The organism is Helicobacter saguini, assembly GCF_000762875.2.
Taxonomy (GTDB): domain Bacteria; phylum Campylobacterota; class Campylobacteria; order Campylobacterales; family Helicobacteraceae; genus Helicobacter_A; species Helicobacter_A saguini.
The window spans coordinates 1-15620 of sequence record NZ_JRMP02000021.1 but is presented as its reverse complement, the minus strand read 5'-3'; the positions used below and the strand labels follow the sequence as shown (position 1 = coordinate 15620).

At 34.5% G+C, this 15620-nt stretch carries 12 protein-coding genes; 4 read left to right on the top strand and 8 right to left on the bottom strand.

Annotation, left to right across the window (positions count from 1 at the left end):
• The first annotated feature begins 73 nt into the window (after window positions 1–73).
• Window positions 74–616, top strand: coding sequence for a phospholipase D-like domain-containing protein (locus tag LS64_RS10470; RefSeq protein ID WP_052062669.1), 543 nt, complete (start codon window positions 74–76; stop codon window positions 614–616).
• A 66-nt stretch (window positions 617–682) separates the two neighbouring features.
• Here LS64_RS10470 and LS64_RS10465 read toward each other — a convergent pair whose 3' ends face one another.
• Window positions 683–6229: an alpha-2-macroglobulin family protein gene (locus LS64_RS10465; RefSeq protein WP_052062670.1), complete on the bottom strand. Its 5547-nt coding sequence runs from the start codon at window positions 6227–6229 to the stop codon at window positions 683–685.
• Window positions 6230–6437: 208 nt separating this feature from the next.
• Here LS64_RS10465 and kdsA point away from each other — a divergent pair, with 208 nt between their 5' ends.
• The gene (kdsA, locus tag LS64_RS10460; protein ID WP_275051264.1) at window positions 6438–7283 is read left to right on the top strand and encodes a 3-deoxy-8-phosphooctulonate synthase; all 846 of its coding nucleotides are present in this window, start codon (window positions 6438–6440) and stop codon (window positions 7281–7283) included.
• Window positions 7284–7296: 13 nt separating this feature from the next.
• Here kdsA and LS64_RS10455 read toward each other — a convergent pair whose 3' ends face one another.
• The 7 genes from LS64_RS10455 to petA form a co-directional block, all read right to left on the bottom strand.
• Entirely contained in the window at window positions 7297–7527 is a 231-nt protein-coding gene (locus LS64_RS10455; RefSeq protein ID WP_034571380.1) for a hypothetical protein, read from the bottom strand.
• Window positions 7528–7623: 96 nt separating this feature from the next.
• Window positions 7624–8139, bottom strand: a complete 516-nt coding sequence (gene rnpA, locus LS64_RS10450) for a ribonuclease P protein component (protein ID WP_237416279.1) — start codon at window positions 8137–8139, stop codon at window positions 7624–7626.
• A gap of 18 nt (window positions 8140–8157) precedes the next feature.
• Entirely contained in the window at window positions 8158–8778 is a 621-nt protein-coding gene (locus LS64_RS10445; RefSeq protein ID WP_034571377.1) for a hypothetical protein, read from the bottom strand.
• Window positions 8762–9691: a hypothetical protein gene (locus LS64_RS10440; protein ID WP_034571374.1), complete on the bottom strand. Its 930-nt coding sequence runs from the start codon at window positions 9689–9691 to the stop codon at window positions 8762–8764. Before LS64_RS10440 ends, LS64_RS10445 begins: the two co-directional genes overlap by 17 nt.
• Before the next feature lie 120 nt (window positions 9692–9811).
• Window positions 9812–11263, bottom strand: a complete 1452-nt coding sequence (locus LS64_RS10435; protein WP_034571371.1) for a c-type cytochrome — start codon at window positions 11261–11263, stop codon at window positions 9812–9814.
• The gene (locus LS64_RS10430) at window positions 11260–12495 is read right to left on the bottom strand and encodes a cytochrome b (RefSeq protein WP_034571368.1); all 1236 of its coding nucleotides are present in this window, start codon (window positions 12493–12495) and stop codon (window positions 11260–11262) included. Before LS64_RS10430 ends, LS64_RS10435 begins: the two co-directional genes overlap by 4 nt.
• Before the next feature lie 22 nt (window positions 12496–12517).
• Window positions 12518–13033, bottom strand: coding sequence for a ubiquinol-cytochrome c reductase iron-sulfur subunit (gene petA, locus LS64_RS10425; RefSeq protein WP_034571365.1), 516 nt, complete (start codon window positions 13031–13033; stop codon window positions 12518–12520).
• A gap of 204 nt (window positions 13034–13237) precedes the next feature.
• Here petA and LS64_RS10420 point away from each other — a divergent pair, with 204 nt between their 5' ends.
• Window positions 13238–14575: a glycosyltransferase gene (locus tag LS64_RS10420; RefSeq protein ID WP_034571362.1), complete on the top strand. Its 1338-nt coding sequence runs from the start codon at window positions 13238–13240 to the stop codon at window positions 14573–14575.
• Window positions 14576–14630: 55 nt separating this feature from the next.
• Window positions 14631–15620 (top strand): NAD-dependent epimerase/dehydratase family protein (locus LS64_RS10415; protein WP_138127337.1); only part of this gene is annotated, 990 nt, incomplete at its 3' end.

Here is a 15620-nt window from a genome sequence, read left to right as displayed (position 1 = left end):
AAATTCAAAAATATAACATTATAATACAAAATTGTTTTTATTTCGTTTCTATTTTGTTTAGTAGGGGTAATTTATGGCTAAATTTTGTTGTTTTTTTGCGTTTTTATGTGCGTTTTACTCGTCTATTTTAAAGGCTGAGGAGCGACTTTATATGATGCCTTATGAGCAAGAAGCCGCCTTAAACGCCCTAATTAGCGGTATTTTAAGTGCGAAAAAGAGCATAAATATCTCTATTTATAGCTTTACAAATAAAGAAATTGCCAAAGCCCTTCGTGATGTGAGTAGCAAAGGCGTAAAAATTAATATAATCTATGATAGCGGACAAAAAAAGGCAGAATCTAGCACGATAGGATATTTAGAAAAGTTTGAGAATATTCATACTTGTCTTTTGGAGGGCTTAAAGGCAAAAAAGGGCAAGTATAAAGGCATTATGCATCAAAAAATGATAATTATCGATGATATAATCGTAGGGCTAGGCAGTGCAAACTGGAGTAAAAACGCCTTTGAAAATAGCTATGAAACGCTATTTTTCACAGATTCTAAAGACATTGTAGATAAAGCCCTTTTATATTACAACAAAATGCTAGCCATCTGCACCCCTTTTATAGAACATTAGAATCTTTTAGATTTTAGAATAAATTTGAGGAGAAAGTTAGGAAATTTATAGAATCTAGATTCTGGGTTATTTTGAAGTGACTTTTACCTTTTGGGTATTTGTGGTGGCGGTGTAGTTGTTATTATACATTGCTTCGGCAGTAGCAGGGGGCAGTGTAAAATCGCCTGGGGTTACTACATTTATTTTAGCAAATACGACTTTAGCAAATTTAGAACCGCTAACAGAGCCAACGCCAGAATTAGAATCTAAGTTATAAGCGGAATCTAGATTAAAAAACCACATTATTTTATCATCTCTTATGTCTGTGTAGGCAATAGAGCTAGGCGTTACAAAGCTAGGCAAGGTGCTAGTAGGATTTGCCCTTTCGGTATCATCATAAGAATCTTGCGAAGATTCTATATTACCACTAAATCGCAAGTTTTCAATCTCCCAACCACTTGGCATTCCTTGCACTAACGCCACGTTTGATATAGAATCTGTCGCACTTACACTAAGCTTTATCCAAAAGCTATCACCACTTTTTAATTTAGAAATATCCAAAGCCTTACCATTATTATCTAAAAATTCGCGTTTGATATTTAAGCCCTTAGCCTCTTCTTTCAGCGGTTCAATTGAAATGCCCTCCCAGCTTTGAATCACATATAAATCTTTATCACTTTTAGATTCAAGACTAGCCTTACCACTTGCAAAGTCAAATCGCAGCGACCTTGCATTTTCCGCTATTGCTTCCTTTTTATTATTCACATTAATATCAAATTTAAGCATAGAATCCATCGCATTTTCTTTAATATTACCTAAGGCTAAAAGGGCGTAGCCTGTCTCTTGCGTACTTAGCCACTTTTTAGATTCTATATCTTTTGTAATATCGTTGAATAAAGATTCACTAGCCTTGTTAAAAATCGTGTTATATGCTAGTAAAATGATGGCTTTATCACGCAGATTGCTACCATAAGTATATCCATAATAATCGCTTTTAGATTCTACATTTATGCTTAAATCTTTTGTAATTTTAGTTGCCATATCTCCCATATTTGCGAGTTTATATGTGGCGGCTAGTAGCCATTTTTCTACATTTCCTAGCGATTTTAAATCGTGTTCATAAATTGTATTCATTATACCGATTTGTGGTTGTTTAGCAAGTGCTAGTAAATATAGCGAATAGATTCTAATAATATCGCTTTTATTATCCTTAACATAATTTACTTCGTAATTTAGCCATTGTTTTAGCATTGCTTCACTAACGCTATAACCATTATTTTTTGCTAATAATAAAAAGTGTCCAGCATAGTTACTTCCCCAGCTATCAGCAGTGCGACCGCCTTGCCAGTAGGCAAAGCCGCCATTATACACTTGATGTCTTTGAATCTTAGCAATGGCGGCGTTTATATTTTTAGCAATCTTAGCTTTATCAATATACTTTGCATTGCTAAGTTTATCTAAGAAAAGTTGTGGCATAACAGCGGATGTGGTCTGCTCAATGCAGCCATACGGATAGCCCATTAGATAGCTAAGTCGATGATTAAAAGCTAAATATGGAAAGCTAGATATTTCTATAAAACCGCTATTTGATTTAGCTACAAAACTTTTTGGGGCTTCTAGATTCAAACTCTTACCAGCATTTAGGATAAATTTATCCACACTTTGCGTATATGGATTTATCGCTTTTACGTCAATTTGTGTAGAATCTATCATAGTAAAATCATTTGCTTTTAGCGTAATAGAAATATCATCAATGCCGATAGAATCTGCTACTACACCTTCAAAAAATATAGTCTTAGACTCCTTAGAAGATGAGCTAAAATCCACACTTACATTTTTCTTATCAAAACGCACTAGATTATTTTTAGATTCTATACTTATACTTGCATTTTTTACACTTTCATTTGTTGCGAATACTTCGATGGGCAATGTAAATTTATCGCCTATTTTCAAAGAGCGTGGCAAGGTAGGTAGCATTACAGCTGGCGCGCTAACTTTTATATTAGAATCTGCTTGCCCCAAAGCAGTATCATTTACACCTACTAGCATTACACGCACATTTCCTATATAGCTAGGCATTTTAAATTTTAATGTAGCATTACCATTAGAATCTGTAACGCTAGGAGCGGTATAAAGCACCACAGGCTTAAATCTATCCGCTTTTTCATCATCATTTCTTACACTGCTTAAGTCAATATCATCATCAGCATAATCACCACCAGCCTTTAAGATATTATGCACTTTTCCAAAGGTTTTATTTATTACTAAGTCATAAGTATCATAAGTATCAAGCTGCATTGCATTTTTAGCATAAAAATATTTCCACGCATTTGGACTTTTATAACCACTTAGACTAAGTAGCCCTTCATCAATTATTGCTAAAGTAAAATTGCTTTGCTTTTTAGAATCACTGCTAATTTTAATCTCAAAATCAGCATTTGGGCGAATTTCACTTGGCGCGTCTATCTTATATCCTATATCAGTGCTAGAATCTTTTACGCTCAAAGGAATGCTACCATAAAGGCGAAGTGCCATATCATTAGTGTTATTATAATCTTGCAGTAAAGCTACATTCACATATACATTTGGCGTATAAGCCGCATCTAAGGGAATATCCACATTTGTTACACCAGCCCCAGCGTTTTTCCACATTCTTTTTAGAATCTTGCCATCTTTATTAATAGTGATTAAGGCTTTAGAATGAGCAGAAGATTCAAAGCTAACCTTTGCTACTTCGCCCTTATTATATTGAGATTTATCACTCATTATTCTAAGTTGCGTTATATTTTTTGGGCTAAGCGGCTCACCAAATTCACTAGCATAAAGTTTTATCTTACTTGTTTGTCCGCTATCTTTATCACTTACAACAATGGTTACATCGCCCCTTTGCTTAAATGTATGCTTTAAATATACAGGCTTTTCCCCGCTAACTATTTCCCCACTAGCAATTAACACAGAATCACTATCACTTTTTATACTACTATATGAGTCATAATAGTCATAATCCCACCACCACGACTTTTCATTATTATAGATTCTATACTCTAGCTTTTTCCCACTAATTAACTTAGAATCTTTAGAATCTAGCACGATTACAGGGATAGAAATCTCTTTATTTGTCATAATCTGTGAGCCATTATTGCCTAGTCCTATAAAGCTATCATATTTATTTAATTCAATTTCTTTGCCTATTTTAGTAAAGCGATTACTTTTCTCATACACTTTTGCAAATACTATTGCCTTTGCATTAGAATCTAGCTCTTTTGTAGAATCTAGACTTAAATCAAAACTCGCATATCCTTTAGAATCTAAGCTCCCACTTTTTTCAACTCTATTTCTAAAATCATAATTTGAACTACCACTACCAAAAGTATATCCTACATATTTTTTACTACTAAAAGGACTCGCTCTAAAATAAATCTCTGCTTCATATTCTAAATCACTAGCAGGTGAGCCAAATAAATAATCACCTTGCACGCCCACCTTTAGATTATTAGAATCTTTTAGATTTATTTTATTCTCTGCCTTTATAGCAACTTTGATTCTATCTGGAGCTAAGGATTCTATACTTATTTTTTTATAAAATTTATTTCCACCTATATCAATAGTAGCATTCCAAACGCCTGTATTTGCATTCTTTGGCGTATCGATTCTGTAGTAGTAGATTCCATTATTTTGAGCTATACTTTGCTCCTTTAGAATATCTGCTCTTGTAGAATCTTTTAGACTTAAAAATATAGGATGAGCTTTATCAATAGGCTTATTTTCTTTCCTTACAATCACATTAAAATGGATAGAATCTCCGGGGCGATATACATCTCTATCAGTGTAGATAAAGGCTTTAAAGCCATTACTTGCCACTTCGCCCCCAACATCAAAGCCTTCAAAACTTAGCGCATTATTTTCACGAAGTTTCAACATTGTCTTATTCTCGCCCTGCTCTGCTAGAATGTATAATACTTCTTGCTTTTTAAGGGCGAAATCTACTTCACCACTAGCATTAGTTACTCTAGATTCTATTGCTTGATTTTTACTATTTATTAGTGAGACTTTTACGCCACCTGCTGGGGTATTATTTGTAATATTTATCGCTGTGATATTTAGTTTGTCACTTCCTTTTTGCGCGATTAAGGCGATATTAGAAAAGACTAAATGTTTTGCTACGCTTTGTTTAAAGTCGCTACTGCCATAGCCATAGTCGTCATCATCATAATAATAATATCGTGGGCTAGATTCCATATCTTCATCGTTAGAATCTACATTAGATTCTGTATTAGCCTTTGGATATGGCTCACCGATTTCTACGATAAAAATTCCACTTTTATTTTTCATTTCACTTAAATCTATTTCACTTTGAATCCACGTATTTTTCTTATTTTCTTTTATATCATATTCTTTTTTGAAAACTTCATCGCCTATGCGATTGATACCATAATACATATTATACGCTTGATTGTTAGAATCTCCGCTAAAGTCATTATTGTAGAAAAACTGCGTTAGGTTATTTGGATAAATGCGTGTGATTTTCACACCGACTTTATCTATATTCATAGTTTTAAAACTAAGCTTTCTATTTGCCCCTTGCGGTAAAAATACGCCTTGAGAGCTAAAGATAATCTTACTAGGCATATCCTTAATCTCAACATTTTGTATAGAATCTTCTTTTAAAAACGCCTTGCCATTACTTGCCTTTAGCCCTTTTAGAATCTTTATTTCATAATTTACATTCGTTTCAAAACTGCCATTTAGATATATCGAAGAGCCACTTTGAGCCACGCTATATTTTACTTCAGGGCTTACTTTTATAAAATCTTTTAAGTTTTTCTCCATCGCTAAATCTTGGGAAAAATTAATATTTATACTAGGAAACTCACCACTAACTCCACTAGCATTTACAACGCTTAAGTCATTATTATTTACAAGCATTATAGAATCTTTTACATCATTACGCAGTCCCAAAATCTTAGAATCAAAGCTAATTGTATAGCTAACATCTTCGTTATCACTGCGATTTAGCTCACTACTTTTTATAATAAAATATCTAGAACTTTTCTCGCTATATTCAAACTCATTGCGTTTTATACTTACGCTAAAATCGATATTTTTACCCTTAGAATCTACAATTTTTGTAGCCTTTTTTATACTATCAATATCACTTTTACTTGATAGTTTTATATCCGCTATCAAATTAGCCTTATTTTTATCACTATCAAAGCTATCAAAGCTCATATTTTCTATATTCAAAGTATTTGGTTCTGTCTTAAATTTTATGGCAACTTTGCTACTTTTAATATCCGCCTTAGTAGCCTTAGATATAGAATCTAGCGGCACTTCTAAGGTGTAATCAGTGCTAGATTCTAAACTTTGCGGTAGGATTATTTTTAGCTCATTATTATTTGTAAAAACATAGTGCGCGGTAATTTCTTTATTATTTAGCTTAAATTTTTCACTTCGTGGCGTATATGCGTTTTTAGAATCTATTACATCTTTTTTAAAAACAATAATAGGCTGCACATTTACGCCCACTTCCCCACTTGTCATTTTATCAATTTCATCAGCAGAATCACTACACGCAATAATTCCCAAGCCCAAAATCACCGCAAAAATACCAGCCAAAACACACTTTAACCGCATAAAAACCCCTTTAGAATCTAAACTAAAAACCGCAAAATAAAAATGTATTTTAACATTAAAATTACAAATTATATATCTTTTTCGCAAACTTTTTAGACAAAAAAAAAAAAAAACATACTATAAAAAGAGAAATATAAAGAATATCTTTAGAATCTAATAATTTTTTTCCATTAATTCTATTTTAGATTCTATAATTTCATTAAAATTTATTGAAAGGACAGGGAAAATGATACTTTTTAGTGGTCCATGCGTGATTGAAAATAAAAAAAATTTATACAAGATAGCCAAGGCTTTGGAGTTTGCAAATGAGGATAAGACAATTGATTTTTATTTTAAGGCGAGCTTTGATAAGGCAAATCGCACAAGCCTTGATAGCTTTCGTGGTCCTGGCTTAGAGAAGGGTATAAAGCTTTTTGAGGGCATAAAAAAGGATTTTGGCTACAAGCTAATCACTGATTTTCACGAGTGCTATCAAGCCGCACCCTTGTCTGATGTAGTCGATATTTTGCAGATTCCAGCGTTTCTTTGTCGGCAGACTGACTTGCTAGTCGCAGCGGCTAAAACTAAGGCAAAGGTCAATATCAAAAAGGGGCAGTTTATGAACCCAGCGGATATGAAGTATAGCGTTTTAAAAGTTATAAAAACTAGAGATTCTAAGATAAAAAATGATGATTTTGATAATAATGCAAATTCGCTAAGTCAAAAATATGGAGTTTGGCTCACTGAGCGCGGTAGTAGCTTTGGCTATGGGAATCTTGTCGTGGATATGCGCTCTTTGGTGATTATGCGTCGCTATGCCCCTGTCATTTTTGATGCCACTCATAGCGTGCAAATGCCTGGGGCTGCTGGTGGGAAAAGTGGTGGTGATAGCTCATTTGTCCCATATCTTGCCAAAGCGGCTGCTGCTGTGGGCGTGGATGGCTACTTTATGGAGACGCACTTTAACCCAGCGGAGTCCCTTAGCGATGGACCAAATATGATTGAGCTAAACAAACTAAAAAACCTACTACAGATTCTAAAAGAGCTAGATTCTATAGCTAGAGAAAAAATATAGCATATCTTAATAATTAACTTTTTAATGCTGTTTCATTAGGAGCTTTAAAATCCTTTATATATAAGCTTTTTTCATCATATAATATGTCATATTTTTCCCCTGTTTTCATGTCTATTAGATAGCATTGCTCTAAAGTTTCCACTAATGCTCTTTGCGGTGGAACTTGCTTTAAATGCAATAACACATCATCATAATCTCTACATAAATCTGGGAAACCAAATAAAACCAACTTATACTGAAACATATTTCATCCTTTATATTTTGTTTTAAAGATTATATCATAAATACTAAAAGTAATATTATAGAATCTAAAAACTTCTATTTTTTAGAATCTAAATCTTTATAACTTATTAAATTTAGAATTTTTACTTAGCATTTGATTTAGTTTTTTAAGGCTGTAGTTTATATGATTTTGCAAGTCGGTAAAACTTAAATTTAAGATTTCTTTTCTAGCGACAAAAATAAGGGTTAGATTGTATAGTTTTTTTTCTTTTACTAAGTTTTGCATTATTGCTTTTAGGCGTCTTTTGATTAGATTGCGTTTGTTTGCTTTGCCTACTTTTTTATTTATGCTAAAGCCTAGTAAAATACTAGATTCTATAACTCTTCCTTGCTTTTTATTACGTATTTTATAGCTAAAGTCGCTCGTTCGCATTGCATTAATTGTCAAAAAATTTTTATGAAAATATACGCTATTTTTGAAAACAATATCAAACTCAAATGAATTTTTCAAATGCGAAATACTTATAGAATCTGTAACTTTTTTAGGGAAAAAGTTAGGCTTAGATTCTATAAATTTACTATATTTTTTTTTAGAATCTAAACTCGTCTTTTTTATCATTTTATCTTCAAACATTTCAAATTTTCTAACTTTTCAATTATTAAATAACCATTTTGAGAACACCACTTCATTCTCATTATCTTTTAATTTTATAATGAAATCCACTTCATAATAGCCCTTGTGCGGCAAGGTAATATTATGTGCGACATAGATTAGCTTATCGCTCTCGTGCGTGTTTAGCTCGGTGTTGAAATTTAGCCGCTCCATATTTTTATCATCAGGCAAGATGCGTGAAGCCTGCAGGCTAATAGATTCTATATTGCTTACTAAGTTATCAATTTTAGAACTTTTAGGCTCAAAAATTATATAAATGCTATCATTTCCATGCAGCATATATTTAGAATTTGGCAAATCTTTTGGCACAGGCGATGTGTAATACGCCCCCTTTAACTCGCTAAATTTTTTAGAATCTGGCAAAATTTCCTTGCTATTTACGCCCACAAATGCGGCGTATTCGCTCTCAAACTTATTTTGATTTTCCAAAAGTGCGTTTGCCTTCGTGTCTAAATCGACTTTTTTCATACCATAAGTTAGGCTAGGGTCGATGCTCTGCATTTTTGAAATGCGAACGCTAACAATAATGAGAATGACGCCCAGCAAAATAACGAGCAAAATACCGATAGGCCAGAGACTTTTTTTATTTTTTGGTGACATTTTTATCCTTTTTTGCTAAAAATCCGTTTGAGACAAGCACGAAAAGCACGATTAGGATGCCTAGCATAATGTAGATTACGACTTTTGTGGCTTCGCTGGGCTTTTCCATAGGTTTTGGGGCTTGCAGTTTGACTTTGTAGTAGCCTGCGATTGTGTGGGCGGTGGCTAGATACACATTTGATAAGCCTTCATTTACGCCGTCAATGTATTTTTCGCTGCCGACTTTTTCAGCCGGGAGATATGGATATGCGTAGTCTTCGAGTAAGTTTTTTATTATTTTAGAATCTAAAAAGGATGCGTTGCTTTTGATGTCGATGTAGCTATCATCAAAAAATAAAAAAATAACTGCGTATTCACCGCGAATGTGTGAAGTAAATTCTTTTTCATAATCTTGTATTATTTCTTTGCGGGATTTTGTTTGTTTTATGGAATCTTGGGTGTTAGATTCTATATTTTTTTTAGAATCTTGAGTGGTGGATTGTGTTATTTGTGTGGAATCTTTTATTGCATTTTGTGGATTAGATTCTATATTTTCTTTGGAATCTTTTGCTAAGTTTTGCAAATTAGATTCTGTATTTTTAGATTCTATATTAGATTCCATATTAGAATTTTGGCTAATTTCTCTACCATAAAAGTTAGCATTTTCCAAACTTGGCTCTTTTATAATATGTATAAAAAGCTTAAAATTTGTTTTTTCAAAAAGGGGCGCTGAAACATTATTCACACTAAAAATGGCGTCTTTGCTTAGCAAATTAATATCCCCACTTAAAAAGCGCGATTTTTCGTCATTAGATTCTATACGTTTAGAATCTAGCGACTTAGATTCTATATTTTTAGATTCTATATTAGAATTTACAGAATCTTCCCCATTCAAAAATATAAAAGAAAATAACAAAAAAATTACAAATTTCAATACTTAACCTTTTTTAATACTTATAAAATAATTATTAAAAAAAGTTATTTATAGAATCTAGATTCTATAATGACTTGCTAATGCAAATCATAGAATCTAAATCCCGGCAATAATTGCAAATTAATGCAAGTCGCGCCAGATTTGATTTTTCCACATATATGCAAGGGCTGCAAGGACTACAAAGAATGCCACAAGCCACACGCCTAAGCTATCTCTTTGGGCTTTTTTGCTATCACCGATTGTCTCAAGATAGCTTATTACTTGATGTTCGGCAGATTCTGTTAAGCCCACACGCGGCATTGACTTACCAAAAGGCATAGTATTCATTTCACGTGCCATATTTGTGTAGTCATTTTCGCTTTGCCACTCGCTCTTAGCTGTGTTGGCTGGCAGGCTCACACCATACGCGGTTGCGTCTTTTAGCATAATCTCTTTAATTCTCGCTTTTTTAGTGCTTGATTCCATATTAGGGTCAAGTGCGGCGATTTCTTCTTGCTGTTTATCTTTTACTAGCTTATTTACCACCGCTTTTTGAATGTCAATTAGCGGGATTTTCTGCGGATTATTGATAAATGCCGCTAGTTCGTGCGCTCCCTTACTTCTAATCATCATTGATAAATCAGGGGGCGTATTTCCTAAGTAGCCTTTTACCTCAGCGGCTGGAGTTCCCGCTTGGAATCCTGCCTTAACAAACTTAGATTCTAAAAGCGAATTTTGTAGTAACGTAGCCGCCCCGCCAAAATCAGCCAAAGTCTTAGCATTTATAGAATCTAGCTGCTCATCAATCTCTGCTTCACTTAGTGCAAGTTTATCATGCAACTTCGCATAGCCGATTAAAGATTCTACAAAAGCCTTATTAGAATCATCTAAAGATTCCATAAATGCGTCATCACTTCCAGCCGCTTTAGCCTTGTCAATTAGTGGAGTAATCATAGCGTTATGTTGTGCGAAAAACTTAGAATCATATTGATTCTTATCATACACAGCACTATGGCAGCGGCTACATGCTTCGATAAAGACTTCTTTATCACTTAGGCTTTTTGGTGCGATACTTTGCAAATATGCTACGATATTAACTATTGTCGCGTCATCTAGGTAAGTGAAAGCGGTCATAGGATAGCTCTCTTTACCATTATTACGCTCTTCGCAAGTAGCAGCCGCTGCTTCATCTAGTCCATCGCAAGATACCATAAACTTAGCGTCTAGCAAAGTCGCACGCACAGGGTCTTTTATAAAATGCGCTAAGAATTGCTCATCAAAGATTAGCCCTGCATTTGATAAATCAGGTCGCACGACCGCTCCAGCACTTAGCTTTGGATTTATCATATTTAATGCTGGGTCATTTTGACTTGCTATATTGTGGCAAGATGCGCAGTTTTCTACAAAGGCTTCCTTACCAGCCACAGCGTCTTTTGCGCTAAAGTCAAACTTACCAAACTTCTCTAAATCCCTAAACTTATAATCGCTAGGTGCAGTATCAGGGTGCATTGCGTGGTGTGCTAATGGCTCAACGCCATAATACATCACGCCGATAATGAAAGCCACGATAATAAAAATCTTTAAATCTCTCATTGCGCACCTCCTTTTTTATTTTCCGCACTAGTTACTAATGGTAACACTACAAATAGCAAGATTAAGAAACTAACCGAAGCTACAAGTCCTATGTATTTCGCATTGCCATCTGGTGGGAGCTTTCCATATACCGTTAGCACGATTAAGTCAATGATTAATAATATAAAGAATATTAAGAATCCGGGTCGTTTATGTGCTGGTTTTACCACATTACTCCTATCTAGCCAAGGCAAAAGTAGGAATACAACTTGTGCTATACCAAAGAAAATAAGCCCTAAGTTCGCACTAAAAAAGATTCCACGCAGCACTTCATAGCTCCATAAGAAATACCACTCTGGATAAATGTGTGCTGGTGTAGCAAGGTTATTTGCTCTCTCAAAGTTAATAGGGTCCATAGCAAAGTCAAAGTGATAGCACACTAATGCAAAGAATAGAATCATAAATAGCGAAATGATAAAAATATCTTTACACAAAAAGTCAGGCCAGAATCTAATAACTTTTGCACCCTTTTTATCACCTGCTAGATACTTTTTAGCTTCCGCTTCAAAGTCGATTTCTTCGCCCTCTTGGTTATTTACGTGCGGAGTTCTTAACGCATAAAAATGCACCGCGATACATATCATAATGATAACAGGCATTAAAAATACGTGCAACATAAAAAAGCGTGTAAGTGTAGAATCTGCCACGACATAATTCCCACGCACCCACTCAACGACATCAGCACCAATTAAGGGGATACCACCAAAAAGATTAGTAATAACCGCAGCCGCCCAATAGCTCATCTGCCCCCAAGGTAGCATATATCCGCTAAAGGCTTCCGCGCTAAAGCACACAAATAGTATCATACCTGTAATCCATATCATCTCACGTCCATTCTTATACGAGCCATAATAAATAGCCACAAACATGTGAATATAGATAATCACAAATACCATACTAGCCGCCACAGCGTGTATATGCCGCCATAGCCAACCAAACGCCACTTCCTGCATAATAGTGAAATTTACAGAATCATAAGCTAGATTCTCATCAGGCTTATAATACATAAGTAAAAAGATTCCACTTACAACTAAAAGCGTAAAAAGCGCGGTCAAAACAACGCCCATAGCCCATAGCCAATTTATATTCTTAGGTATCCAATACCTAGTCATCATCACTTCAAAAAACTTATTAGTCGAAAGCCGTTGGTCAAACCAATCAGCCAAGTTCTTCGCCTTTCTTACATGTGCCATATCATCTCCCTTTAAAACAATATTACGCTTTTGGCGCGGCATCAACCATTGCTTGATACTCTTTACCGCTTTCACCTAAGACCAAAGTGCTCTCGCCTTTGACTGCAAATGGCGGTATATCAAATGGACGCGGCGGCGGTGTGCCTGGCATATTTACGCCATTTCCTGTAAATTGCCCACCATGGCATGGGCAGTGAAAATACCCTTCACTCTCTTTCCAATTTGGTATGCAGCCTAAATGCGTGCAAATCTTAATACCGATGCTATAATACGCCCCGCCAAGCTCAAAGTCGCGTGCAGCTTCAATCTCATCAGTAGGACGCTTTTTCATAATATACACAGGCTTTCCACGCCACTGGGTATCGCGTATCTCGCCATCTGCCATTCCATTCACATCAACGGTGGTAAATCCAGCCGAAACAACACTAGGTAGCGGGTCCCAAGTCCTTTTCATAGCGACTAAAGACGCGATAGCACCAATGCCTGCCACGCCACCTAAAGCCATGCCAAGAAAATCTCGCCTTTTGACTTCAGCCATATTATCTCCTTTAAGTTTGGTTTCTTTCACGTTAAAAAATCAAAACTTTTAATTGTAGTAAAAAAACACTTAAATATAAATTAGATTCTATAAAATATTGAAATTTTTTTGAAAAAATGTATGAAAATGTAATGTTTTTTAGAATCTATATGTAATTTTGAATTTAGATTCTATAATTCTATAAAAAATTAACAAAGGGAAACAATGAAAATTTTATTCACATTGCATGATGTATCTTATCGTGGTGGGGGCGAACGTGTCGTTACAAATTTGGCAAATGAGCTTTGCAAGATTGAAGGCTTTGAAATCTGCGTAATGTCGTATTATAAAAATAGTGAAAGCGTGGCGTTTCCGCTTGATAAGCGTGTGAAATTAGCGTATTTGCACGAGTTTGCTGATGTGCATGAAAATGAGAAAGGGCTTAAACGAGTGCTTTGGCGATTAACTCGACATTTTATAATTAATTTACGATTTAATTCTAAATTTCCTAACTATGATATTGTGATTGAGTCGCATTATTCTATGCTTTATCCGCGATTTAAGACGCGTGGCACGAAGTATATTAAGATTATGCACATGGTGATAAAAAAGTGGAAAAGTAAGAATAATTTTTATGATAAGATTGTATTTTTGAATCAGGCTGAGTTAGATAAATGGAAAGTTTATAGTGATAAATGTATCAAAATTCCTAACTTTTTACCAACTATGCCTTTTGTGGATAATTTAGATTCTATATTAGAATCTAAGGTTTTGGAATCTAAAGCCACGCAAGATTCTAAACACGATTTAAAGCCCTTTGAATCTCTTGATGATTTTAGAAAAGCGCGAGAAATTTTGCGAGAAGATTCTATAAAAAATACAGAATCTAAGTTGCAAAACACGCAAGATTCTACAAAAGATTCTAAAAAAGATACCAAAGAAGATTCCAAAAAAATAAAAAAAATCATCGCCCTTGGGCGAATGGAAGCAAAAGCAAATCACAAAGGTTTTCCACGATTGATAGATGCTTTTAGCAAAATCGCTAAAAATAATCCAACTTGGCGACTTGAGATTATAGGGCAGGACTGCGGTCAAAAGGGCATTTTGCAAGAGCAAATCAACGCGCTGAATTTGCAAGATTCTATAAAACTACACGATTTCACAAGCAATGTCGCCGCGACTTATTTGCACGCACAGATTTATGCGATGAGCAGCCACAGCGAGTCGCTACCGATGGTGCTTTTGGAGGCTGCTAGCTTTGGGCTGCCGCTTGTGGCTTACGACATTATTACGATTAGGGATTGTTTCGCGGATATTACGCAATTTAACGCGTCAAAAGATTCCAAAGATTCTAAAGATTCTATCAATGCGAACAAATCAAATGGAATCTTAGTGCAAGATAGCGATGAAAACGCCTACTGCAATGCCTTACAAACGCTTATGAATGATGAAAACTTGCGTGATAAAATGGGACAAAATGGCATAAATTTCATAAAAAATAACTTTAGCAAAGATGTAATCATCAAAGAGTGGCTTTCACTTTTTAGGGAATTAAAACATTAAAAATTCAATAAAATACGTTACAATTTTGACTTATTTTAAATAAAGGGAAAAGGTTATGGAATCTAAAAGGCTTAAGATTCTAATTACGGGGGCTAGTGGGTTTGTGGGGAGTAATGTTGTGAAAAAGTTGCATAACAAATATGATTTTTTCGCATTAGTGCGTAAGGGAAGCAAGGTAGATTCTATAAAACAATACTGCAAGATTTATCGATATGGTGGGGATTTAAATGATTTATGTGCGTTTATTAAAACGCAAGATTTTGATTGTGTATTGCACTTGGCGGCGTCTTGTGTTTCTCATTTTGGCAGTGCGGAAATTAAGGACTTGATAGAATCTAATATCACTTTGGGCGTGGAGATTTTGGAAGCTTTAAGGCAGTTTATAGAATCTAGTTTGCAAGATTCTATAAATATAGATTCTATAGAATCTAAAAAGATAGAATCTAAAATAGATTGCCACGACTTGCTACGCAATGACAAAAAGGGTGAAACTACTAACATAGAAACTCGCAATAACAAAAAAAATTCTAAAATTCCTAACTTTAAATGTTTTATAAATACACTTAGTATGTATCAGTTTGCAAATGCAAGGAGTTATAATCCTGTGAATTTATATGCGGCGACTAAGCAAGGATTTTACGATATTACTTTGTGTTATTCACAAGAATTTCCTAACGCTATTTTCTCACATTTACTACTTTATGATACTTATGGTGCAAATGATTCTAGGAATAAAATTTTTAATTTATGGGCTAAGGGTGCGAAATGCTTAGAAATGAGCAAGGGCGAACAGCTTATTGATTTAAGCCATATTGATGATGTAATTAATGCTTTTGATATTTTAATAAATCTTTGTGTGAATAAAAAGATTATAAATAATCAAATTTTTAGCATAGAAAATTCTAAAAGATATAGTTTGAAAGAATTAGCTAGTATTTTTGAAAAGGTAAGCAATAAAAAGCTAAATATAAAATGGGGAGCAAAAAATTACCGAAAAAATGAAATCTTTTCGCCGATAAAGGCTTCGCAAAATAAAAAACTTTTA

Coding starts and splice junctions, on each gene's coding strand:
- LS64_RS10455 (WP_034571380.1), bottom strand. CDS start 7,527: ATGTTTCAGTATAAGTTGGTTTTATTTGGTTTCCCAGATTTATGTAGA.
- LS64_RS10470 (WP_052062669.1), top strand. CDS start 74: ATGGCTAAATTTTGTTGTTTTTTTGCGTTTTTATGTGCGTTTTACTCG.
- LS64_RS10445 (WP_034571377.1), bottom strand. CDS start 8,778: ATGTCACCAAAAAATAAAAAAAGTCTCTGGCCTATCGGTATTTTGCTC.
- LS64_RS10465 (WP_052062670.1), bottom strand. CDS start 6,229: ATGCGGTTAAAGTGTGTTTTGGCTGGTATTTTTGCGGTGATTTTGGGC.
- rnpA (WP_237416279.1), bottom strand. CDS start 8,139: ATGTTTGAAGATAAAATGATAAAAAAGACGAGTTTAGATTCTAAAAAA.
- LS64_RS10430 (WP_034571368.1), bottom strand. CDS start 12,495: ATGGCACATGTAAGAAAGGCGAAGAACTTGGCTGATTGGTTTGACCAA.
- petA (WP_034571365.1), bottom strand. CDS start 13,033: ATGGCTGAAGTCAAAAGGCGAGATTTTCTTGGCATGGCTTTAGGTGGC.
- LS64_RS10435 (WP_034571371.1), bottom strand. CDS start 11,263: ATGAGAGATTTAAAGATTTTTATTATCGTGGCTTTCATTATCGGCGTG.
- LS64_RS10420 (WP_034571362.1), top strand. CDS start 13,238: ATGAAAATTTTATTCACATTGCATGATGTATCTTATCGTGGTGGGGGC.